The sequence below is a fragment of the Bartonella sp. 1-1C genome, from assembly GCF_002810325.1.
Taxonomy (GTDB): domain Bacteria; phylum Pseudomonadota; class Alphaproteobacteria; order Rhizobiales; family Rhizobiaceae; genus Bartonella; species Bartonella rochalimae.
The window spans coordinates 1-22,200 of sequence record NZ_CP019489.1; the positions used below are offsets into that span (position 1 = coordinate 1).

18 protein-coding genes are annotated in these 22,200 nt (G+C 35.8%); 10 read left to right on the forward strand and 8 right to left on the reverse strand.

Going from position 1 to position 22,200, the window contains the following annotated elements; translation table 11 throughout:
* Positions 1–670: 670 nt before the first annotated feature.
* The 8 genes from dnaA to cyoD all read left to right on the forward strand — a co-directional run bounded on the left by dnaA (position 671) and on the right by cyoD (position 9,553).
* On the forward strand, positions 671–2,245 hold the full coding sequence (dnaA, locus tag B11cv2_RS00005; protein WP_100692776.1) for a chromosomal replication initiator protein DnaA: 1,575 nt from the start codon (positions 671–673) through the stop codon (positions 2,243–2,245).
* A 210-nt stretch (positions 2,246–2,455) separates the two neighbouring features.
* Positions 2,456–3,577 carry a DNA polymerase III subunit beta gene (dnaN, locus tag B11cv2_RS00010; protein ID WP_100692777.1) on the forward strand — a complete coding sequence of 374 codons (1,122 nt, stop codon included), beginning with the start codon at positions 2,456–2,458 and terminating at the stop codon, positions 3,575–3,577.
* A gap of 12 nt (positions 3,578–3,589) precedes the next feature.
* A complete protein-coding gene (gene recF / locus B11cv2_RS00015) occupies positions 3,590–4,732 on the forward strand; it encodes a DNA replication/repair protein RecF (RefSeq protein ID WP_100692778.1) in 1,143 nt (380 codons plus the stop codon).
* A 266-nt stretch (positions 4,733–4,998) separates the two neighbouring features.
* Positions 4,999–5,172, forward strand: coding sequence for a type II 3-dehydroquinate dehydratase (locus tag B11cv2_RS07585; protein WP_371410328.1), 174 nt, complete (start codon positions 4,999–5,001; stop codon positions 5,170–5,172).
* 162 nt (positions 5,173–5,334) lie between these two features.
* On the forward strand, positions 5,335–6,306 hold the full coding sequence (cyoA, locus tag B11cv2_RS00025; RefSeq protein WP_100692779.1) for a ubiquinol oxidase subunit II: 972 nt from the start codon (positions 5,335–5,337) through the stop codon (positions 6,304–6,306).
* A gap of 78 nt (positions 6,307–6,384) precedes the next feature.
* On the forward strand, positions 6,385–8,403 hold the full coding sequence (gene cyoB / locus B11cv2_RS00030; RefSeq protein ID WP_100692780.1) for a cytochrome o ubiquinol oxidase subunit I: 2,019 nt from the start codon (positions 6,385–6,387) through the stop codon (positions 8,401–8,403).
* Entirely contained in the window at positions 8,400–9,071 is a 672-nt protein-coding gene (locus tag B11cv2_RS00035) for a cytochrome (ubi)quinol oxidase subunit III (RefSeq protein WP_100692781.1), read from the forward strand. The genes cyoB and B11cv2_RS00035 overlap by 4 nt, the downstream gene beginning before the upstream one ends.
* A complete protein-coding gene (cyoD, locus tag B11cv2_RS00040; protein ID WP_100692782.1) occupies positions 9,071–9,553 on the forward strand; it encodes a cytochrome o ubiquinol oxidase subunit IV in 483 nt (160 codons plus the stop codon). The genes B11cv2_RS00035 and cyoD overlap by 1 nt, the downstream gene beginning before the upstream one ends.
* 178 nt (positions 9,554–9,731) lie before the next feature.
* Here cyoD and fabI read toward each other — a convergent pair whose 3' ends face one another.
* The 3 genes from fabI to fabA are packed head-to-tail and all read right to left on the reverse strand — an operon-like array spanning position 9,732 to position 12,408.
* On the reverse strand, positions 9,732–10,571 hold the full coding sequence (gene fabI, locus B11cv2_RS00045) for an enoyl-ACP reductase FabI (RefSeq protein ID WP_100692783.1): 840 nt from the start codon (positions 10,569–10,571) through the stop codon (positions 9,732–9,734).
* Between the two features lie 48 nt (positions 10,572–10,619).
* Complete coding sequence (gene fabB / locus B11cv2_RS00050) at positions 10,620–11,840, reverse strand: beta-ketoacyl-ACP synthase I (RefSeq protein WP_100692784.1); 1,221 nt, start codon at positions 11,838–11,840, stop codon at positions 10,620–10,622.
* A gap of 58 nt (positions 11,841–11,898) precedes the next feature.
* A complete protein-coding gene (gene fabA / locus B11cv2_RS00055; protein WP_100692785.1) occupies positions 11,899–12,408 on the reverse strand; it encodes a 3-hydroxyacyl-[acyl-carrier-protein] dehydratase FabA in 510 nt (169 codons plus the stop codon).
* A 221-nt stretch (positions 12,409–12,629) separates the two neighbouring features.
* On the opposite strand from fabA, the gene irrA reads away from it, so the two are divergent.
* The gene (irrA, locus tag B11cv2_RS00060; protein WP_245406973.1) at positions 12,630–13,124 is read left to right on the forward strand and encodes an iron response transcriptional regulator IrrA; all 495 of its coding nucleotides are present in this window, start codon (positions 12,630–12,632) and stop codon (positions 13,122–13,124) included.
* A gap of 61 nt (positions 13,125–13,185) precedes the next feature.
* On the opposite strand, the gene B11cv2_RS00065 is transcribed toward irrA, so the two are convergent.
* Positions 13,186–13,743: an SH3 domain-containing protein gene (locus B11cv2_RS00065; RefSeq protein ID WP_100692786.1), complete on the reverse strand. Its 558-nt coding sequence runs from the start codon at positions 13,741–13,743 to the stop codon at positions 13,186–13,188.
* Between the two features lie 599 nt (positions 13,744–14,342).
* On the opposite strand from B11cv2_RS00065, the gene B11cv2_RS00070 reads away from it, so the two are divergent.
* Positions 14,343–17,387 (forward strand): autotransporter outer membrane beta-barrel domain-containing protein, encoded by a 3,045-nt coding sequence (locus tag B11cv2_RS00070; RefSeq protein ID WP_100692787.1) that lies wholly within the window; start codon positions 14,343–14,345, stop codon positions 17,385–17,387.
* Positions 17,388–17,757: 370 nt separating this feature from the next.
* On the opposite strand, the gene B11cv2_RS00075 is transcribed toward B11cv2_RS00070, so the two are convergent.
* The 4 genes from B11cv2_RS00075 to B11cv2_RS00090 form a co-directional block, all read right to left on the reverse strand.
* Complete coding sequence (locus B11cv2_RS00075) at positions 17,758–18,600, reverse strand: NlpC/P60 family protein (RefSeq protein ID WP_100692788.1); 843 nt, start codon at positions 18,598–18,600, stop codon at positions 17,758–17,760.
* 109 nt (positions 18,601–18,709) lie between these two features.
* On the reverse strand, positions 18,710–20,083 hold the full coding sequence (locus B11cv2_RS00080) for a M17 family metallopeptidase (RefSeq protein ID WP_100692789.1): 1,374 nt from the start codon (positions 20,081–20,083) through the stop codon (positions 18,710–18,712).
* 13 nt (positions 20,084–20,096) lie between these two features.
* A complete protein-coding gene (gene coaA, locus B11cv2_RS00085; protein ID WP_245407007.1) occupies positions 20,097–21,041 on the reverse strand; it encodes a type I pantothenate kinase in 945 nt (314 codons plus the stop codon).
* Positions 21,042–21,205: 164 nt separating this feature from the next.
* Positions 21,206–22,195, reverse strand: a complete 990-nt coding sequence (locus tag B11cv2_RS00090; RefSeq protein ID WP_100692791.1) for an asparaginase — start codon at positions 22,193–22,195, stop codon at positions 21,206–21,208.
* Between the last annotated feature and the right edge of the window lie 5 nt (positions 22,196–22,200).

The window sequence follows — 22,200 nt, forward strand, 5'->3', positions numbered from 1 at the left end:
AGCATCTAAATCGGTGCTGGTTTTTTAATTCGTTTGTCTCAAGAAAGTGATTTATTGATTACTTTCAAATAAGTATTGTTGTTTTTTATATTTAGATAGTTATCCACAAGTGTTGTGGATTTCTATAGAGTCGTTTTTTGTCAAGCTTTTTTTATTTTTTATTTTTAATACATGAAATCTTTAATTATTGGTAAACTTTACAAAAAAAAAGTTATTTGAATCAATAGTCTTTCTTATTTTCTTTTTGCAAATACAAATTTATAGTCGTCTTTTATGATCTTTTGATTTCATTTTAGCCTCTTGCATTTTACCTGTGCTGTTTTGTATGCTCCTTATGAAAATTGAAAATACACAAGGTTTACGTCAGGTAAGTGTTCTATATCATATTGTATAGAGAATGTTTTATCTTATGCTCTGTTTGTAGACGTATGTTAAGCAGTTTTTAGTGGTGTTTTTTAATTTTCATTATTGATTGTTTTCAGTTTCGGAAAGCGTATCATACGATCAAACAAGATAAATCTTATTGATCATCTTTGTTAATAGGGTTGTACTTAAGACTATCCTAAGGGGAGGATGAATAATCTTATTTGGGGAAGGGTGTGTCTCTGCTTTCGCCAGACAGATTTTGGCTGTTTGGTAGGGCAAGATTATAGTTTTTTTGGGATAAAAAATGGTGAATAAATTGAATTCTAAAGCTAGTTCCTTTAAAAAGGTTGCAGTGGATATCCTATCGACAGAGAGAATGATAAATGAAATGATGAAGATAAAAGGGGCAGTTAGTGTTAAGTCTTCTTTAGGACCTGTAGTTTTTTCAGAGGAAGAGGGTGCTGCTGCTTTTGCCCGTGTAATGGCGCAGTTAAAAGCCCAAATTGGTGTTGAGGCTTATACAAGTTGGTTTGGCCGTTTAAAACTTGCTGAATATAATCGTAATCTTGTAAAACTTTCTGTTCCTACAGCGTTTTTGCGTTCGTGGATTAATAACCATTATAGCGCTCTTTTAACCACTTTATGGCAGCAAGAGAATTCAGCAATTCTTCGCGTTGAAGTTATTGTACGAAGTATGGAACGTGTTTCAAAAGGTTTTGTATGTGGATCTAATAAAAGCTCCATTGTTATTATTCCTGAAGAGCAGTCTGTTTCTTCTGTAGTTGAGAGTTATGCGGAGCAATCAATTAAAAGTAATCAAGTAGGTGTTTTTGGTTCTCCACTTGATTCTCGCTATACTTTTGAGAATTTTATTGAAGGTGCTTCGAATCGTGTTGCTTTGGCTGCAGCGCGCTCGATTGCAGAAGGACATAAAAGTTCTTTACGCTTTAATCCCCTTTTTATTTATGCGTCTGTTGGTTTAGGAAAGACGCATTTACTTCAGGCTATTGCAGCAGCTGCGCTTAAGCGTTTGACACCTGCACGGGTTATTTATTTGACTGCTGAATATTTTATGTGGCGTTTTGCTGTGGCCATTCGTGATAATGATGCTCTTTCATTCAAAGAGCAGTTGCGTGACATTGATCTTTTAATTATCGATGATATGCAATTTTTACAAGGGAAATCAATTCAACGCGAATTTTGCCATTTGCTTAATATGTTACTCGATAGTGCAAAACAAGTTATTGTGGCTGCTGATCGTCCACCAGCAGAATTAGAATCGCTTGATCTTCGTGTGCGTTCTCGTCTTCAAGGAGGTGTAACCCTTGAAATTGAAACACCAGATTATGAGATGCGTTTGGCAATGTTGCGCCAACGGTTAAAAGTTGCACAGCAAGATGATAATATGATTACAATTTCTGATGAGATTTTGGAATATATTGCTAAAACGGTTTTAGGATCAGGTCGTGATATTGAGGGAGCTTTTAACCAGTTGTTATTTCGTCAATCTTTTGAAGTTGATTTATCTTTAGAGCGGATTGATGAATTATTAGGTCATTTGACACGTTCAGGTGAATCGAAACGTATTCGAATAGAGGAAATTCAACGGACTGTTGCACGTCATTATAATGTTTCTAGGCAGGATCTATTGTCTAATCGTCGAACACGTACAATTGTGAAGCCACGGCAAGTTGCGATGTATTTGGCAAAAGTTTTGACACCTCGTTCATTACCTGAAATTGGACGCCGTTTTGGGGGACGTGATCATACGACTGTTTTACATGCTGTACGTAAAATTGAAGATTTAGTTTGTGATGATCAAACTTTAGCTAAAGAGCTTGAGTTACTTAAGCGATTAATAGGAGAGTATGCCGCATAGTATTATAATCTTTTTCTGATTATTAATAGGATCAGCGAGGATTGATGAAAATAATAATTTTGGTTTATATTAAATTTGTATTAAAATCTTGCTATTTTAAAAGAAGTTTATTAAAATTTAAACATATGGCAATTGTAAGTCAATTGATTGCTTTTGGTTTGTCGAATTCCTATAGTTATTTTGGGTAATAAGTTATAAACAGGGATTTTTATGCGCATTACAATTGGTCGCAGTCAGCTGCTTAAATCTCTTAGTCGTGTTCACCGTATTGTGGAGCGTCGTAGCGCTATTCCTATTTTGTCAAATGTGTTGATAGATACAAGTGATGGGAGGATGCAATTAAAAGCAACAGATCTTGATCTAGAAATCATAGAATCTTCTTCAGTCAATATTGAACAAGGTGGGGCGATAACTGTTCCAGCGCATTTGCTTTATGATATTGTTCGCAAACTTCCTGATGATAGTAACGTTATTTTAGAGGTTAATGAAGATCAGGCAAGTGCTATGTCTATTACTTCTGGTTGTACTAATTTTCAGTTGCAGTGTCTTCCTAAGGTAGATTTTCCGGAATCACTTCCAGGTCAGTTTAGTTGTCGCTTCTCTTTGTTGGCATCAAGATTGAAATATTTACTTGATTGTACACAGTTTGCTATGTCTACTGAAGAGACACGTTATTATCTGAATGGTATTTATTTTCATGTCATTGATGATGATATTTTGAAGTTGCGTTTGGTTTCTACTGATGGTCATCGTTTGGCGCAGGTTGATATAGAAGCACCTTCGGGAGTTGATGGCATGCCAGGTGTTATTATTCCTCGTAAAACCGTGGGAGAGTTGCAAAAACTTCTTGGGGAAGAAGCTGATAATGATGTGTGTATAGAGCTTTCAGATACAAAGATTCGCTTTTCTGTTGGGTCTGTAATTTTAACATCAAAACTAATTGATGGAGTATTTCCAGAGTATCAGCGCGTTATTCCATTAGGAAATGATAAAAAGTTGATTGTCAATCGGCAAGATTTTTCTGCTGCAGTTGATCGTGTCTCAACAATTTCAAGTGATCGTGGGCGTGCAGTAAAATTGACGATTGAAAAAGGGGTTGTAAAACTTGTAGTGAACAATCCTGATTCAGGAAGTGCAAAAGATCAATTGGTTGCAAATTATGTATTTGATCCGCTTGAGATAGGTTTCAATTCAAGATATCTTTTAGATATTGCAGCACAACTTTCAAGTGATGAAATGATTTTCATGTTTGCTGATTCTGGAGCGCCAACATTGATTCGTGGAAATGATGATAAAAATGCGCTTTATGTGCTGATGCCTATTCGTGTTTAGGGATAATGCGTTTTGCGAAGCAGTGTTGGCCATATACATAAAGTGGCTGTTAGACAACTGAAATTAGAAAATTATCGTAATTATTGTTCTTTAGCTCTTCATTTATTAGGTCATCATGTCGTTTTGACAGGTCGTAATGGCGTTGGCAAAACCAATCTTTTAGAAGCACTGTCTTTTCTTTCTCCTGGTCGTGGTTTGCGACGTGCGGCTTATTCTGATATCAGTTGTTCTGAGGGAGGTGGTACAGGGTTTGTTGTATTTGCTCGCCTTCAGTGTACACTTTATGGTGAAGCAAATATTGGTACAGCTTTAGAAGTTAATGATGGTGGTAGAAAAGTACATATTAATGGTGTGAATGAAGCAATTGATTGCTTAATGGACTATTGCCATATTAGTATATTGACCCCTTCTATGGATGGACTTTTTACAGGGCCTGCACTTGATCGACGCCGTTTTTTAGATCGTATGGTTTTATCTATTGATTCTTTGCATGGCCGCCGTATAGCAGATTATGACAGAGTTATGCGTGCACGCAATCGTTTATTTTTAGATGGAAATGATGATCGTGTTTGGTTGGATGCTTTAGAGGTTCAAATGGCTGAACTTGCAACAGCCATTGCGGCAGCGCGTGTTGATGTTATTCAGCTTTTAAATGATATGTTTGCGCAAGTTTCTTCTTGTATACCTTTTCCAAGAGCTTTTTTACAAGTTGATGGTTGTTTAGAAAAAGCGCTTAGGGAAATGTCTGCTATTGAAGTTGAAGAGCAATTTTTGAGTCGATTGCGTAACAATCGTGCGATAGACTGCGTTGCTGGCCGAACATTAGAAGGTCCACACCGTACGGATTTAAAAGTTTTTTATGCAGATAAAAATATAAACGCAACATTATGTTCGACTGGTGAACAAAAAGCTTTATTAACAGGCTTAGTTTTGTGTCATGCACGTTTAACAAGTATGATATCTAATATGACGCCTATTCTCCTTCTCGATGAAATAGCTGCTCATTTTGATTCTCATCGACGTGCTGCTTTATTTGATATTCTTGATGATTTAGGTGGGCAGGCATTTATGACAGGGACAGATCATATTTTGTTTGATTCTTTAAAAGGACGGGCAGAGTTTTTTGAAATTGAAAATGGCATTTTATTGCAATAAACAATATATTAATAATTTTTTTATGAGTGAATAATTGAAAAAAAGGCGCATCATATTTACAATTATAACGGTTTTGAATGATCCTAATTTAAACTTTTTTGGTACACATGAGCTAGAAATTTGTAGTACTGCAACCTCAGAAGATATTGAAAGATCGTGTAAAGATTGAGTAGTAGGATTTATAATAACATTGCACTTCTTATCAAAATAAATGTGAAAATCAACTCGTAAATTGGATATAAACAGTCATTGGATTGAATGTCAGATTGATCATCAATCCAATTGCTTGTAGCTGTACGTCTTTTGCAATTTTTGATGCATTAAAAATATTTCTAGGATTAATAGGAGAAGTTCATCTGTTAAATATTTATCAACGTGGATCTTTTTATCATTTAGCAATAAATGTGGTTATTGTTGGATGCGGTTGTGAAGGATATTAGCTTGCACTTAAATATATTGCTAAGCAGTTTAAATACAGTTTAAAAAGCTAAAACTGGTTAATATCGATAAATTTACTTGATAATTTTTGTTTGAATAAATAAGATGCGTTCTATATTGTATATTATGGCAACTGCTAGGGGGCATGTACGGGGAAGGTAGGAATGAGAGACTTTATTCAACAAATAAAGATACTTGCGGTTTTGTGGGGGGCATTGCTTTTATCTAGTTGTAAAATTGATGTTCTTCAGCCTGCGGGGTATGTTGCGCGTCAACAGCTTGTTTTAATCATTGTATGTGTTTTGGTTATGCTATGTGTTGTAATTCCAGTAATGATTGCAGTGGTTTTTTTAGCTATAAAATATCGCGCTTCGAAAACAACAGAAGATTATTTACCAGATTGGGGACACTCAAATAAAATTGAAGCTTTTATGTGGGGCATTCCAGTTATTATTGTAATGGTTTTAGGGCTATTAACGGCCTATTACACTTATAAACTTGAACCCTCAAATACTCTTCCTACGGATGTTGTTGGTGAAGAAAAGCCTTTGCAAGTGGATGTTGTCGCACTAGATTGGAAGTGGTTATTTATTTATCCTGAGTATGGTATTGCATCGGTTAATGAAATTTATGCACCACAAGGTCGTCAAGTGTTATTGCAGATAACATCAGAAAGTTCTGTTAATGCGTTTTGGGTACCGAGTCTTGGTACAGTTATTTATGCTATGCCACAGATGAATGCTAAATTACATTTAATGGCTGATAAGCAAGGTGTATTCAATGGGAGCTCAGCAAATTATAGTGGTGATGGTTTTGCAAATATGCGTTTTAAATGGCATTCTGTATCATTGAATGATTTCGATAACTGGGTTGCTAAAGTTCGAGAAAATGGCCAGAAGCTTGATCGTTTATCTTATCGTCAACTTTCTGTTTCTCCCCTTATGGGTAATATTGCTGCGAAAGAAGAAGATGCTAAAGTCCGTTATTTTGCACCTGTTGAAAAACAGCTTTATTATCGTATTGTCAATCGATGTGTTGGTGAAAATGTCATTTGTAATGAAGATTTAATGAAGCGGGCTGCTGCTCAGACGCTTTGGGGTACACTTTGTTCAGTTTTTGATCCAAGTGCTATTTAGGAAATAGTTAATCGAGAAAGAAACCATTTTTAAATAAGGGCTCTTTTTAATTAGAATTTATTTTATATAGGGTAGAAAATGTTTGGAAGACTTACAGATCCTACAGCAGCTGCTTTTCATGCACTTGCGCATGAGCCAATTGTTCTTTATACGTGTATTGCAATTATTTTGGGCGGTTTAGCTGTTGTTATTGCTTTAACAGTGCTTGGTTGGTGGAAAATTCTTTGGAAAAATTGGATTACGACTGTTGATCATAAACGAATTGGTATTATGTACATCGTTCTTGGTATTATTATGCTTGTTCGTGGTTTTGCTGACGCGATTATGATGCGAACACATCAGGCTTTAGCGTTTGGGAGTGAAGCAGCAGGTTATTTACCTCCTGAGCATTTTGATCAGATTTTTTCAGCACATGGTGTGATTATGATTTTCTTCATGGCCACACCAATTTTATTTGGTCTTTTCAATTATCTTATACCACTTCAGATTGGTGCCCGTGATGTTGCATTTCCATTTGCAAATAATCTAGGATTTTGGATCACAGTTGCGGCAGCAGTATTAATTAATATATCGCTTGGTATTGGTAATTTTGGTCGTGGTGGTTGGTTAATGTATCCACCTTTCTCAGAATTGCAAAATAGTCCAGATACAGGGGTGGATTATTATTTATGGTCTCTTCAGCTTTCTGGTATTGCAACAACGATGGGATCAGTCAATTTTGTGGCAACCATTATCAAAATGCGTGCTCCTGGAATGACGATGATGAAAATGCCTGTTTTTTGTTGGTCTGCTTTTGTTAGTAACATTCTTATTTTAGTTATTTATCCTGTTTTAGCTGTTGCGTTTGTACTCTTGGCAGCTGACCGTTATTTAGGCATGAATTTTTTTACTAATGTTGCTGGTGGGAACCCAATGGTGTGGATTAATTATGTTTGGGTTTTTGGTCATCCAGAGGTTTATGTTTTAGTTGTGCCTGCCTTTGGAATTGTTTCAGAAATCGTCTCAACATTTTCTTCAAAGCGCCTTTTTGGTTATGCCTCAATGATATGGGCAATTGTAGTGATCTTGGTTCTTTCGCTTCTTGTTTGGGGGCATCACTTCTTTACAATGGGAGGAGGTGAAGCTGTGAACACTTTCTTTGGTATTGCTACGATGATCATAGCAGTTCCGACGGGTGTTAAAGTCTTTAATTGGTTATTGACTATGTATAAGGGGCGGATTCGTTTCGAACCTCCAATGCTTTGGTGCATGGGAATGATTTTTACGTTTGTTGGTGGCGGATTAACCGGTGTATTGATGTCGATTGTTCCTGCTGATTGGCAGTTTCATAATTCTTTATTTTTAGTTGCTCACTTCCATCATACGATTATTGGAGGTGTTGTTTTCGCTTATTTAGCTGGGTTAGCCTTTTGGTTTCCAAAAGTTTTTGGCATTAAACCAAATCGTATATTAGGTATTGCATCTTTTTGGTGCTGGTTTATTGGTTTTTACCTTGCTTTCTTTCCAGTTTATCTCCTTGGATTAATGGGTGCTACGCGTCGTCTTCAGCATTATATTGAGCCAGGTTGGCAGCCGATGTTTATGGTTGCTGCAGTAGGTGCTTTTATTATTCTTCTTGGTATACTTTGTTTTGTATTACAAATGCTTTTAGCAATTTGGTATGGTATTAAGCATAAAGGGCGTTTGCCGGTAACATCAAATGATCCTTGGGGAGACGCACGAACACTTGAGTGGTCTATTTCTTCTCCTCCTCCTTCTTATAATTTTGCAATTATTCCAGAAGTGCGGAGTGAGGATGCCTATTGGGATATGAAAAAGAGAGGTTATCAGCGTCCGACAAGTGGGTTTGCAAAAATCCATATGCCTTCAAATACATCAGCTGGAATTATTGCAGGCTTTTTCTCATTAATTGTTGGCTTTGCTCTTGTTTGGCATATTTGGTGGCTGGTTATTTTAGGATTAGTTGGATTTGTTACAACGATTATTTATCATTCATTAATGGGTGATCATCATGGTTATTATATTTCAGCCGAAGAGGTGCAAAAAACAGAAGATATCTTCACAGCTGTTTTAGAAAAACAAGGGGTAAAAGTATGAGTGCGACAACAATGAATCATGTATGCGCGGACGAACATCATCATGATCATCATAGTAGTTCAATAATGATATTTGGATTTTGGGTTTACATTCTTTCAGATTTAATTTTGTTCTCAACATTGTTTTCGAGTTTTGCTGTATTTTCTGCTTCTTATGGAGGAGGTAAAGCTGGTAATGAGTTTATTAATTTAAACTTTGTTTTGGTTGAAACAGCAATTTTATTATTATCGTCAATTACTTATGGGTTTGCTATGGTGTATGCTCATAAGGGATCTCTTGCTAAGCTACGCGTCTGGATGGCAATTACCTTCGCGCTTGGATTATGCTTTGTTGGAATGGAAATTTATGAATTTTATGAACTGCTGAATGAGGTGTTCTATTACGATCCTAATGCTTATGCTGGTGTTGATCCTACAACAGGCATAAAATCTTTTGGGCGAAATGTTCTATCTGCTTATTGGTCAGCATTTTTTGCGTTGGTTGGTACCCATGGTCTTCATGTGAGTGTCGGTTTACTGTGGATGGTTGTAATGTTTTTTCATCTGCGTCGTAGTGGTTTGGATCAGGATAATAAAACACGTTTAACATGTCTCTCAATTTTCTGGCATTTACTTGATATTGTTTGGGTTGGTGTCTTCACTATGGTTTATTTGCTAGGAGCACTGTAATGAGCATGTATGATAAAAATCATGAGCCAAGTATTGGTTCTTATCTAGTTGGCTTTATTTTAGCTGTTCTTTTTACTTTAGGTTCTTTTATTCCTGTAATGTATGGATTATTAGATAGTTGGGCTATTAGTACAAAGGTTATTTATCTTATTGGGATGGCACTTATACAAATTATTGTACAAATTGTTTTCTTTTTGCATTTGAATTCTGGTCCAGATGCCAGATGGAATCTAACAGCTTTATTGTTTACCGCTATGTGTGCCTTTATTATCATCGGTGGTACTTGGTGGGCTATATCTCATTTAAATTATAATATGATGGGCGGTTCGGGGCGTATTGTTGAACCAGATATCAGTACAAATATATTAGAAGAAAAATTCATTAATGTACCAGAAACAATAGAGCAGCCCTCTAACACTTTCGAGATGATTGAACAAACCCCAGAAACAATAGAACAGCCTTCTGAGATACCAGATCAATAAAGCAACTTTTTTGAAGAGAAGGAAATCAGTAATCAATTGTTAAAACTGTTATTCGAAAATAGAGCCTTTTAATTTTAAAGCTTATAACGTGGCTTTTTGGTTATTAGGGGGTATTAAATACGTTTTTAAAGTTTAAGGTATTTTTCAACTTTATAGTTTTTGACAATAGACGCTTCTGCTATTTTTCGTTGTGTGAGTTTTTATTTTCTTGAGCTTCTTCGCTTTGCTTTAGTTCTTCAAGTGTTGGCATAGACAAGACGTTATAGCCTGAATCAACATAATGAATTTCACCTGTAACTCCTGATGATAAATCGGAGAGTAAGTAAAGAGCCGCATTTCCAATTTCATTAATATTTACAGTACGACGTAGAGGCGCATTACGGCGTTGATATGAGAAGATTGCTCGTGCGGATGCGATTCCATTACCAGCTAAAGTCCGAATAGGTCCAGCTGAAATTGCATTGACACGAATATTTTGGGGCCCAAAATCTGTTGCTAAATAACGCACCATAGCTTCTAAAGCTGCTTTAGCTATACCCATTACATTGTAATTAGGAACAACTCTCTGTGAAGCTCCATAAGTGAGTGTTAATAATGCACCACCGTTAGGCATGAGCTTACCAGCGCGTTGAGCAATTTCAGTAAAGGAATATGCTGAAATAACCATTGTACGATTAAAATTTTCACGTGTTGTAACATCAACATAACGCCCCTTTAATTGCATTTTATCTGAGTAACCAATAGCATGAACAACAAAATCAATAGTTTCCCACTCTTTTTCAAGATATTCAAATGCACGATTGATATTTTCAACTTTTTCAACATCACATTCTAATAATAATTTACAACCAAGCTTTTCTGCTAATGGCTGGACGCGTTTTCCAAAAGCTTCTCCTTGATATGTAAGAGCTAGTTCAGCTCCTGCATTTGCTAATTGACATGCAATACCCCAAGCAATCGAATGATCATTTGCAATTCCCATAATGAGACCTCGTTTGCCCTTCATCAAACCTTTCATATTATTCTCCATAGACTATGATAGTTTCAATACACTAAGAGTTCCTGCTTATGTATAGCGTTGGAAAACAAGGGTTGCATTGGTACCACCAAAGCCAAAAGTATTTGATAATACGGTATTAAGTTTTTGGTTATCGAGACGTTTACGAACAATTGGCATATCGGAAAAAGCTGGATCAAGTTCTTCAATATGAGCGCTTTCACAAATAAAATTATGATTCATCATCAATAGTGTATAAATTGCTTCTTGAACACCTGCTGCACCTAAAGAATGCCCAGTTAAAGATTTTGTGGCGGAGATGGGTGGACATTGGTCTCCTCCTCCAAAAATACGACGAATTGCATCTATTTCAGAGGAATCTCCAACAATTGTTGCTGTTGCGTGAGGATTAATATAATCAATTTTATTTTTTATGGTTGCAAGAGCCATACGCATACATCTTTCTGCTCCTTCACCAGATGGAGAGACCATATCATGCCCATCGGATGTAGCACCATAACCAACAATCTCGCCATAAATTTTCGCACCGCGCGCTTTAGCTAATTCCAGTTCTTCAAGAACCAAAACACCGGCTCCACCAGCAATGACAAATCCATCACGATTAATATCATAGGCACGTGAAGCTGTTTCTGGTGTATGATTATATTTGCTGGACATAGCACCCATAGCATCAAATAAAACAGATAATGTCCAATCCAAATCTTCGCAACCACCTGCAAAGATGCGATTTTGCTTACCGTATTGTATCATCTCATAAGCATTTCCAATACAATGATTGGATGTAGCACAAGCTGAGGAAATTGAATAATTAATCCCTTTAATTTTAAAAAAAGTTGCGAGAGTTGCTGAAGCTGTAGAACTCATTGCTTTGGGGACAGCAAAAGGTCCAACGCGCTTTGGGCCTTTTTGACGTGTAAGATCAGCAGCTTCAACAATTGATCGAGTTGATGGTCCTCCAGAGCCCATAATAATACCAGTATATTCATTTGATACTTCATTAGGTTCTAAACCTGCATCAGTAATTGCTCTGTCCATAGCAATCTGATTCCACGCTGTTCCATAGCCATGGAAACGCATAGCTCGCCGATCAACAAATTCTTCTATGTTAATACTCGGTTTAGCATAGACTCTACTTCGGAAACCTAATTCAGCGTGCTTGGGTGCATAGCAAACTCCTGATTTTGCTTCATATAAACTCGTTAAAACAGTTTGAAGCTCATTTCCAATTGCGGAGATAATACCCATTCCGGTTACAACAACTCGACGCATTCATACCTCCTTGTTTCCTATAGAGTAATAAAATACCTTTAACTTGTTGAAAGAATGTCTAACTTTCTTTAAACAAAGCGACGCGTAAATCATTGGCTTTATAGATTGTTTCTCCATCTGCTTTTAAACATCCATCTGCTATTCCTAAAACCAAATGTCCACGTCGAATACGTTTAAAATTTATTTCATATTGAAGCAATTTGGTTTGCGGAGTTACCATGCCTGATAATTTTACTTCTCCTGTTGAAATAGCTCGTCCTTTTCCTAGTTCACCTAACCATCCAAGAAAAAAACCCGTCAATTGCCACATACCATCTAAACCAAGACACCCTGGCATAACAGGATCGTTGATGAAATGACAATCAAAAAACCATAAGTCTGGAGTAATGTCAAATTCAGCACAAACTACTCCTTTATTATATTCTCCACCAGTTTCACTGATTTGAGTGATTCGGTGAATCATTAACATTGGAGGTGCAGGTAATTGTGCATTACCTTTACCAAACATTTCGCCGCGAGTGCAGCTTAAAAGCTCTTCATAAGTGTAGTGAGACTTTTGTTCAGCCATTGTTATTTCCATATTTCTTTTTATGCCTCTATCCTAATCTACTTTTAGAGCAAATTTTCAGGAGAGGGAAATGATTTATATTATTAATGGTGACAAAAAGTTTTTTACGTTCCTTATTACAAAGGATTATCATTTAAAATATTTATTATCTTGTTTTTTCATTGTATTTAAATTGTAAACCAAACTTGCATATGCATGTAGGAAGATTTATAATATCTTAGATGAGTACTGATGACTTGAGATTGAATAAAAAAGAACGATTTATCGGAAATCGTAAGGAAGTTGTGAATTGCCATTCATTATCTGAGTTAAAAGAGCGTTTGCGTAAAAATGGTTTGCGGCCAACGCGTCAACGATTAGAACTAGCTAATATGATTTTTTTTCAAGGTGATTGCCATGTTACTGCTGAGGAGTTATATGAAGAGGCAGTTAAGTCAGGTGTGCCTGTGTCTTTGGCGACAGTTTATAACACTCTTCATCAGTTTACAGAAGCAGGTTTATTGCGGATTATTGCTGTAGAAGGTTCGAAAACTTGGTTTGATACGAATACATCTAATCACTATCATTTCTATGTTGAGGGTGAAAATCGTATTCTTGATATTCCTTGTAATTTGGAAGATTCTCCTATTATTGAAAATCTCCCTCAACCACCAAACGATATGGAAATTTCGCATGTCGATTTAATCATTCGTTTAAGGCCAAAGAGTTCTATTTAATTTTACGAACTTCAAAGATTATATGAAGAATAAAAATGAAATGCTGATAGTTTAAGCTTTTTTAATTTTTAATTTTTTCGTCAGGATAAATTCCCCATAATTGGGTTTGATAAAGCCAGCCACGAGCGTTACGGATGTCTAATTCGCACCAGATTCCATTACATTGGCGAATAGTACCGATGATATTAGGTTCTATTTCTGCTACAATTTTCTCATTATCTCCTGGATTTTTACGTAGCATGAGTCTGTGTGTTTTATCCTTTTGCCACGGAATAGTTATTGCAGTTCGTTTTCCTGATAAGAGTGACTGGTAAATCCATCCTTCATCTCCTTCTGCATCACGAACTTTGCGCCATTGATCATATTCTTGGATAATTTCAATAGGGAGTCCCTGCTTTTGATAAGTAAAGATAATAGAATAATTATTTCCTGGTCCAACACGCATATTAACACGAGCGGATTTTATCGAAGCAAATCGTGGAAGTGGTAAACCACTAGGACCTAAATCTTGATTGAGTGTTTGCGGATGTGAAAAGGAAAGAGAGACAAATAGAAGCCCTCCTGTCATTAATATACATGATAAGAGTACAAAAAAACGAAACCAAATAAAATGTTTCATATTTACACCTCTTTTTCTTCATTTATGTAATTTGCCATTTGAGATACGGAGGATAGATTCGAAACTTTATTCGAGCATGGCATACAGTTGGTTAAAAAGGTCTAAATACTCGGAATATTATTATAAAAAATAGCTCAAATAGTATATAGGTCTGAAAATTTATGTCAGTTCAGTACAATTAATCATGTATTTGCTGTGAAATTTTTTCTACAAAGTAATAAAATACATGATTTTTTTCCTGTTTATGAAGTGTAGTGCTACTTTAAGGCGTAGCGCTTAATTAATATCATAAACCAGATATCTTGACGATACAAATTTGTTTTCAAGTAAAAAGTAATGATTTTTACATAGAAAGATGATCTAAGGTAATCGATGATATCGAGCATGAAAAAGTTTTGTTTCTTGCAAAATAAGATATCTCATTAGGAACATCTGACAATTTATTTCTTGCTTTACATAAAATACATAACGTATTAAATAAAACACATAATGTATTAAATTAAGACACGTGCAAAGATATAATAATACACTTTTTAGTTGTTAAGATATATCTTTCGAGATGTTAATTTTGATTGGAAGGAAAAAATTGAGGCAAAATTATGCTTAAAGTTTTTAAAAATTACACTTACGTTTGTGCTTGTACAACAAGTGCTTTTTTCTTTTTGCACAATATAGATGTTAATGCGACATCTGAAATGACAGATTGTTCAGAGAGTAGTTCTTTTCTTAAATGTTCTGATGGTAAAACACATACTTTTACGAGTAAGAGCTATCAATTAAATGAGCAGAAGGGTTCTTCATTTTCTAAGGCAGTATCCGCAGAAAAATCAGGGACAGTTATTAATGCGGAGAACATTACCATTACTAACTCTAAAACAGGCGTATTTGCAAAAGAGTATGGGAAAGTTATTTTGCAGAATTCAACTATTAAGGAAGTAGCAGAAGGCCTTTCCGCTAATGAAAATGGGGCAATTAAAATGGTGGGTGGAACAATTAATTTAAATTATGATCAAAGGAGTATAGGAGTAAGCTCGTGGAGTAGTCAAGGAGTAGAGTTAGAGAATGTCCATATTACATTGAGCGAAGGGAAGGAGCAGCGTGCTAATATGGGTTTATATGCTGGATGTTCTTCTAATAAGATGTGTAATTCCAAAATTACAATGATCAATGGGTCAATAGATGTTGTTGGTACAGGTGTTGTAATAGATAAGGCATCTCAGGGTGATATTTCCTTAACTAATGTAAAAATTACAGTGAAGAGTGGTGGAAGTAATGAGTACCCTTATGATTCTTTAGGGATGTATATCGCCAATAATAACAGTAAGCTTGAAATGATAAATGGGTCAATTGATTTTACAAATGGAGTGGGGGTGTTTGTAGGAGAAAAGGGACATACTGATTTAGATGGTGTCATAATTACTGGAAAAAACAACGATGGTAAGGGAACAACAGATGATAGAGGTGGATTGTATCTAGATACAGGAGGATCTATTTTTTTAAAGGATGGGCGAGTTTCTGTTTCTAATACTTATGGTATAACAATGTATCAGCCCGTGAACAGAAATATGGTGGGGGAAAAGGTCGATATTGAAAACTCAACTATTACAGCTGAAAAATATCCAGCGATATATATCACAAAACAAAATGCTTTAATGGAAGATTTTTATGCTCATGAGAAAACATCTATTGTTAAATTATCAAAAAATTCCAATATCTCCGGCGATCTTTTGTTAAAAGCCAAAGGAGGAATTATAGACATTCAGGCTGATCAGTCTATCCTCAAAGGGGGAGTTTCTATCGCTAATGGAGCTCTTGTAAATTTTAGTTTGAAAAATAATTCAAACTGGACTTTGACAACAAGAAAAAATAACACTTCTACAAGTCAAAGGCATTTGAATAACATTGCATGGTTTATAACATCTTTAGAATTGGATCATAGTATTGTTCAGTTTGATGCACCAAAAAATTTTGTTTATCAAACACTTAATGTTGGAAAAGGATCGGGTGTTGTTTATAATGCTGTGAATGATGCAAAGCTTTACTTGAACGTTTTTATTAGTAAAGAAAATAACATTAACGACCAAAAGACTGATAGGCTTTTGATTCATGGCAATGTGTCTGGTACGACCACTGTTTACGTTACTGGCCAAAATGGAAGTTCGAAAGATGATATAGGGAGGAATGGGAATACTCAGGGTATTTCGCTTATTCAGGTTTCCGGTACGGCACAAGAACATTCTTTCAAATTGGAAGGTGATTATATTACAATTGATGGTTCACCTTATCAGTATGTTCTTTCTGCTTATGGCCCAAGTTCTTCTCATGGTCAGGCTAGTCTTGATCAAAAGTTAGTTAGTGGTAATGGAAGTAATTTTTGGGATTATCGTCTGCAGAGTAAATATATTTCTCCACGAGTACAACCATCACCACCAAAACCAGCGCCAGTACCACCGGAATCATTACCACCGGTGTCGGAACCACCAGCGCCAATCCCACCAGTTCTACCAGCATCACCAGTACCGGAACCACCAGCGCCAATCCCACCAGTTCTACCAGCATCACCGGTACCGGAACCACCAGCGCCAATCCCACCAGTTCCACCGGCACCACCGGTACCGAAACCACCAACGCCATCCAAACCACAGGATCCTAGAACACCAGATTTACCTGAAAAAAGAGTACCAGCGGTTGTGCCACAACTGCCAAGTTATTTGCTTTTACCTCATGCTTTATTTCACACAGGTTTGGTAGATGTAAGTAATCAACATGAACTGTTGGAAATCATACAAAATGCTTCTCATGAGCCTGATAAAAATAGAAAGACAAGCTTTTTTGTCCGTGGTTATGGTAGTAACCATCATTATACTTCAAATTTATCCGTTTTTGAACATGGTTATGGAGCTGATCTTGACTATAATAATGTGACAGTAGGTATTGTATTAAATACATTAGAGAGTAAACATAGTGCTTCGTCTTTTGGATTTATGGGCGGTTATGGTCAGCTCTCTCTTCAGCCTCGTGAGGTTAAACAAAGTCAAAAGAGTGTTTTTAATAAATGGTCAGGAAAGCTTTATGCTAATTTGCATCATGATACAGGCGTTTATGCAAATGGCTTTATCTCTTATGATTTTTTTAAGGGCGATGTTGTCACTCTTTCTCGTGGAAAAACAGCAGAATTAAAAGGGGGACTTTTGAATGCTTCTTTGATGGGCGGTCATGCAATTATAACAGGCTATAATGGTCTTATTCTTGAACCGCAGCTTCAAGTTGTTTATCAGTCTCTCCTGTTTGATAAAGCGCGTGATATAGATCGGTTTGATATTGAGTTAGGAAGCCATAATCAATTGATAGGACGTATTGGTGGTTGTTTAACGAAAGTTGTTTCTTCTTCCGAAAAGGCACATGTTGTTTCCTTTTATAGCAAACTTCATGTTGCGCATAGTTATGATGTCAAGCGAATAGTGCATTTTAAAGACGCTTTTCAGTTAGGTGCATTTGGTTCTACAGTTGAAACAGGGATGGGTGTTCATGCTCAATTGTCTAATACTATAACATTCCATGGCGATTTGTTATACCAACATAAATTAACCAAAGCTGGCTTTTCTGGAATTAGTATTTCGGGTGGTTTACGTTATCAATTTTAGCCTTTAAAGATTAGTTTTGTTCTTATTTTGAATAATTATTTGTGAGTTTCGTTAAGTTGTTTAGCCAAACTCACAGGGATTCTAATTCTCAGGAATATTTCTTTATATCTTATAGTCATATCATGCTGTTAAAAATATATTTAATAAGTAGTTTACACATTGTAATTGAAAAACAGATTATGCAAAAAGATGAAATTATCTGCGTTTTAAAAAAATAATTTATAATATCAAAAGATTAAATATAGAAAAATTTGTTATTAAAAGAATTATAGAGTGTGTTTACAAATATTAAAAATTCAAAATAATTGGATAAACAAAATGTTCTAAAATAGCATTTAAGATATTACGCTATTAAATTTTTAAGGTGTTATTAAAGTGGTCGACGTTTTGCTACAGGATATTTGTGATTTTTAGCAATTCGTTCAACTGCTTTTTCTAAAGGTTCAACCATAACATCCATAGAATAGCCATTTGCATGAATAATATTTTTATAGTCAATCATAATTGCAACATGGCCTTGCCAAAAAATCAAATCACCTCGTTTAAGAGTATCAGTATCTGTTAGTGGTTTTCCTATAGTTTGCTGTTGCATACTAGTATCACGTAAAACTGCTTTTCCTGCCATCATCATAGAAAGTTGAACTAGTCCAGAGCAATCAAGACCAAAGCCACTAACACCTCCCCAAAGATAAGGTGTGCGAATAAAAGTTTGAGCAACAGTTACATAATCTTTGAACGTATGTTGAATAGGCTGAAGATGAGAAGAAATAATAGCTGTTCCATTTTCAAGAATAGAATACATTGTACCACGTTCTTCAGTTACATCAACAACGGTTACTTTACTTCCCATAGACAAAGCACGTTCTACAGCCTTTTTTAAATCAGCTTGCGAATATTGGAAAGTACGAGGAACTGAAACAATATGCGTTTGTTTTATGGTTGATGTGCAAAGAATTTGTGTATCAATATAACCTACATAACCGTCTTTAAGCGATTCTACCTTTGACATGGTTTCACCTTGTTCAAGGATTAAGATCTCTTCTCCGAGGAGGCACTCTGTTTGCCTTTCGCTTTTCTTACTGTTTTCTTTAAATAGACCTGCAACAGCTGTATTAATGCGTCTTTTTTCTCCTTGGACAGAACATGGAGTTTCAAATTGCTGATTTGTGAGGATACCTTGAGATGTACGCAACGGTGAATTTTTATAAGGCATTTTTTACCTCTAATGGACTAACAGCGAATATTAATAGATCTCTTATCCAATAGAAAGAATAAAATTATAATTTGTTCAAATTATTGTACATCCTTACCAATTATTTATATCAAATTTGATCTTTGAAGAGTTTATAAAGAGCACGAATAGCTTGTGCGGTTCCACCGACAGGATAACCTGGTGTTTCTTTTGGAGACCATCCATAAAGGTCAAAATGAGCAAATTTTTCTGCTTTTTCGACAAAAGAATTTAAAAATAAAGCGGCAGTTATAGAGCCAGCAAAGTTATTTCCAGATGTATTATTAATGTCGGCAATTTGTGATGACAACATTTGTCTATAGGGTTTCCAAAGTGGCATTTGCCATAGAGGGTCAGTAATGGAATTTGCTGATTGAGAAATTTTCTGTGCCCATATTGGGTTGCTGCAATAAAATGCAGGGAGATCTGGCCCTAATGCTATGCGCGCTGCTCCGGTTAAAGTAGCCATGCAAATCATGAACTGGGGGCTTTTTTCATCACCATAGGTTAGGGCATCAGCAAGAATAAGTCGGCCTTCGGCATCTGTATTGCCAACTTCAACAGTTAATCCCTTACGGCTTTGAAGGATATCACCTGGCCGGAAAGCATTAGCAGAAATGGCATTTTCAACTGCAGGAATTAAAACACGCAGACAAAAAGGAAGTTTTGCATCCATGATTAGTTTTGCTAATCCCAAAACATGCGCACTACCACCCATATCCTTTTTCATTAATAGCATATTATTGGCAGATTTAATATCTAATCCTCCGGAATCAAAAGTCACTCCTTTGCCAACCAATGTGATTTTAGGATGGTTTTCTTGTCCCCATTGTAGTTCAATGAGTCGTGGTGCAATGTTGCTTGCTCGTCCTACAGCATGAATCATTGGAAAATTTTGTACTAAAAGATCATCTCCACAAATACTTGTGACATGAGCATTATAAGTCTGCCCTAGTTGGCGTGTTGTTATTTCGAGAGTGTTAGGATTCATATCATTAGCTGGAGTATTGATAAGATCACGGACCCAAAAGATAGTTTCATAAATTCGTTTAAGTTCATCCAGATCAATTGCGTTATGTACATGGATCGATAGTGATTTAGAAGGGGATTTTTGACGATAGCGGTTAAATTGGTAACTCCCAAATGCTAATCCAAGATAGGTATTCATTTCATTTGAGGTAGTTCCTTCTAAATGCCAATAGCCAGTGAAGAGATTTTTGGGAAGAAGTCCTGTTATGAAAGGGTTTTCCTTATCGCCAAGTCCAAATAAAACTTGTTTTAATTGTCCTGTTTCGTGGGGAACAAATAATATTTGTCCTGCTTTTCCAGTAAAGCCATTAACTTTCATCCATGAGGTTATTGATGAATCAAGAGCTAAATTAGCAAAGTTTTTTGTATCAATTAAGAGGATAGGGCAGCTCTTATCAGAACGTGTGGCAGTGAAATTAATTTGATGTTGAAGCATGTATTTATAATCCTTATAGTTTTCGAAGTGCAACATATTCAACTAAATGATTTTTCCCCTTTCGTAGAATAAGATCAGCTCTCGGTCTTGTTGGTAGTATATTTTCTTGTAAATTTTTTAGATTAATTGTGTACCAAAGGTTTTCAGCAATTTTTAAGGCCTCTTCTTCATTTAACAGTGCATAACGATGAAAATAAGATTCGGGTTTTTGAAAAGCTGTTTTACGTAACTGTTTAAAACGTTCTAAATACCATTGATGGATCACTTCTGTTGCAGCATCTACATAGATTGAAAAATCAAAAAAGTCTGAAACAAAAGGTACAATTTTTCCATCTTTAGGATAATCACTAACTTGAAGCACGTTAACACCCTCAACAATTAAAATATCAGGCCGGTCGATAATAATTTTTTGATTTTCTAGAACATCGTAGATCATATGCGAATAAAGCGGTGCACTAACATTACCAATGCCTGATTTTACGTCAGAAAGAAAGCGCAATAATTTTTTAATATCATAGGAATCAGGAAATCCTTTACGATTCATACGATTTTTTGCTTGTAAAATGGCATTAGGGTAAAGAAATCCATCGGTTGTAACAAGATCAACTTTAAGACTAGATTTCCATCGTTTCATGAGTTCTTGAAGAATACGTGCGGTTGTTGATTTTCCCACCGCAACAGAACCAGAAATTCCAATAATAAAGGGTGTTTTTTTGGTATCTGCTTGATGCAAAAATATTTGACGTTTGCGGAAAAGTTCTTGTACGGCTTCAACATGGTATGATAAGAGACGCGCTAAAGAAAGATAAATACATTGCACTTCTTCTAAATCGATAGGATCATCGATTGATCGTAAGCGTTTAATTTCATCAAAAGTTAAGGTAAGTGGGGTATTTGCGCGAAATTGAGACCATTCTTGTACAGTAAAAAAAGTGTAGGGAGAATATTGATCAGAAATGTAATTGATCAAGTTATCTTCTTGATTGTTTTTGAATTGAGTAGTATCAAGCATCTTTATTGGCCAAGAGTTTTTAGATTATTTTTTAGAAATTGTCATGATTGAGGGCAGAACAACAGGCTGTCTTTTGTTTAAAAAATCATGTTTTGTTTTAAAATAGTGAATTAACTTATAGTCCAATCATTCCAGCGTGCAATGATTTGTTTTTGTGATAGACCTTCTGCCAAAAAAGCCCATAAAAGTAAACGGGCTTTTACTGCTGATAAATAGCCAGACATTAAAGCACCAGAAGAAATCATATCAATTTCTGAACCTTTATAACCGTAGGTTGTACGAGTTGTTGGACCATGATAAGAACGGCTTGCAATGATAATTGGTATTTTTTTTGCGTATTTTCGTACTATATCTGCTGCTTGAAAACTGCAGTGGCCTGAACCAAAACCTGCTATGACAAGGCCTGCATAATGCCCACTTTCAAGGCAAAATTTCATCAAGTGTGTGTCAGATGATAAAGAGGAATATAGCAGCGCAACTTGATGATCATTTTTTTTAGGAGCTGTGAAAGTTGTAGGAAAAAAATTTCGATCGTTAAAATAAAAGAGTTTTCCTTCTAAAATTGTTCCTAGAATGCCTATTAGACCTGATTGCAGCGTTTCGACTTTAACAGTATGGCTTTTTTGTACCCAGTAGGGTGAATGAATAGTATCATTCATTACAACTAGGACTCCTCTATTACGACTTTGTGGATTAGCAGCGACGCGGGTCGCAGCCAAAAAATTAGCAGGTCCATCAGCACTTGCTTCACAGGGTATACGCATAGCACCAGTTACAACAAGTGGTTCAGCTCTATTCCAATAAAGGGAAAGAAAAAAAGCTGTTTCTTCTAATGTGTCGGTTCCTTGCGTTAAAACAATACCATCTGCACCCATCTTGATTTGCTGTATTGCCCATTCTATTGTTTCAAGTAGAATTTTAAAAGATAGAGATCCACTCGGTAGTTGTGTTAATGTGTAACTGTGAATATCAGCAATTTTTTCTAAATCAGGAATATTTTTTATGAGTATATCTGATGTTAAAGTCGGTTGCATTTGGCCCAAATTATTGGCTGTCATTGCAATTGTTCCACCTAATGTGCCTACTGCTATTCTTTTCATAATTT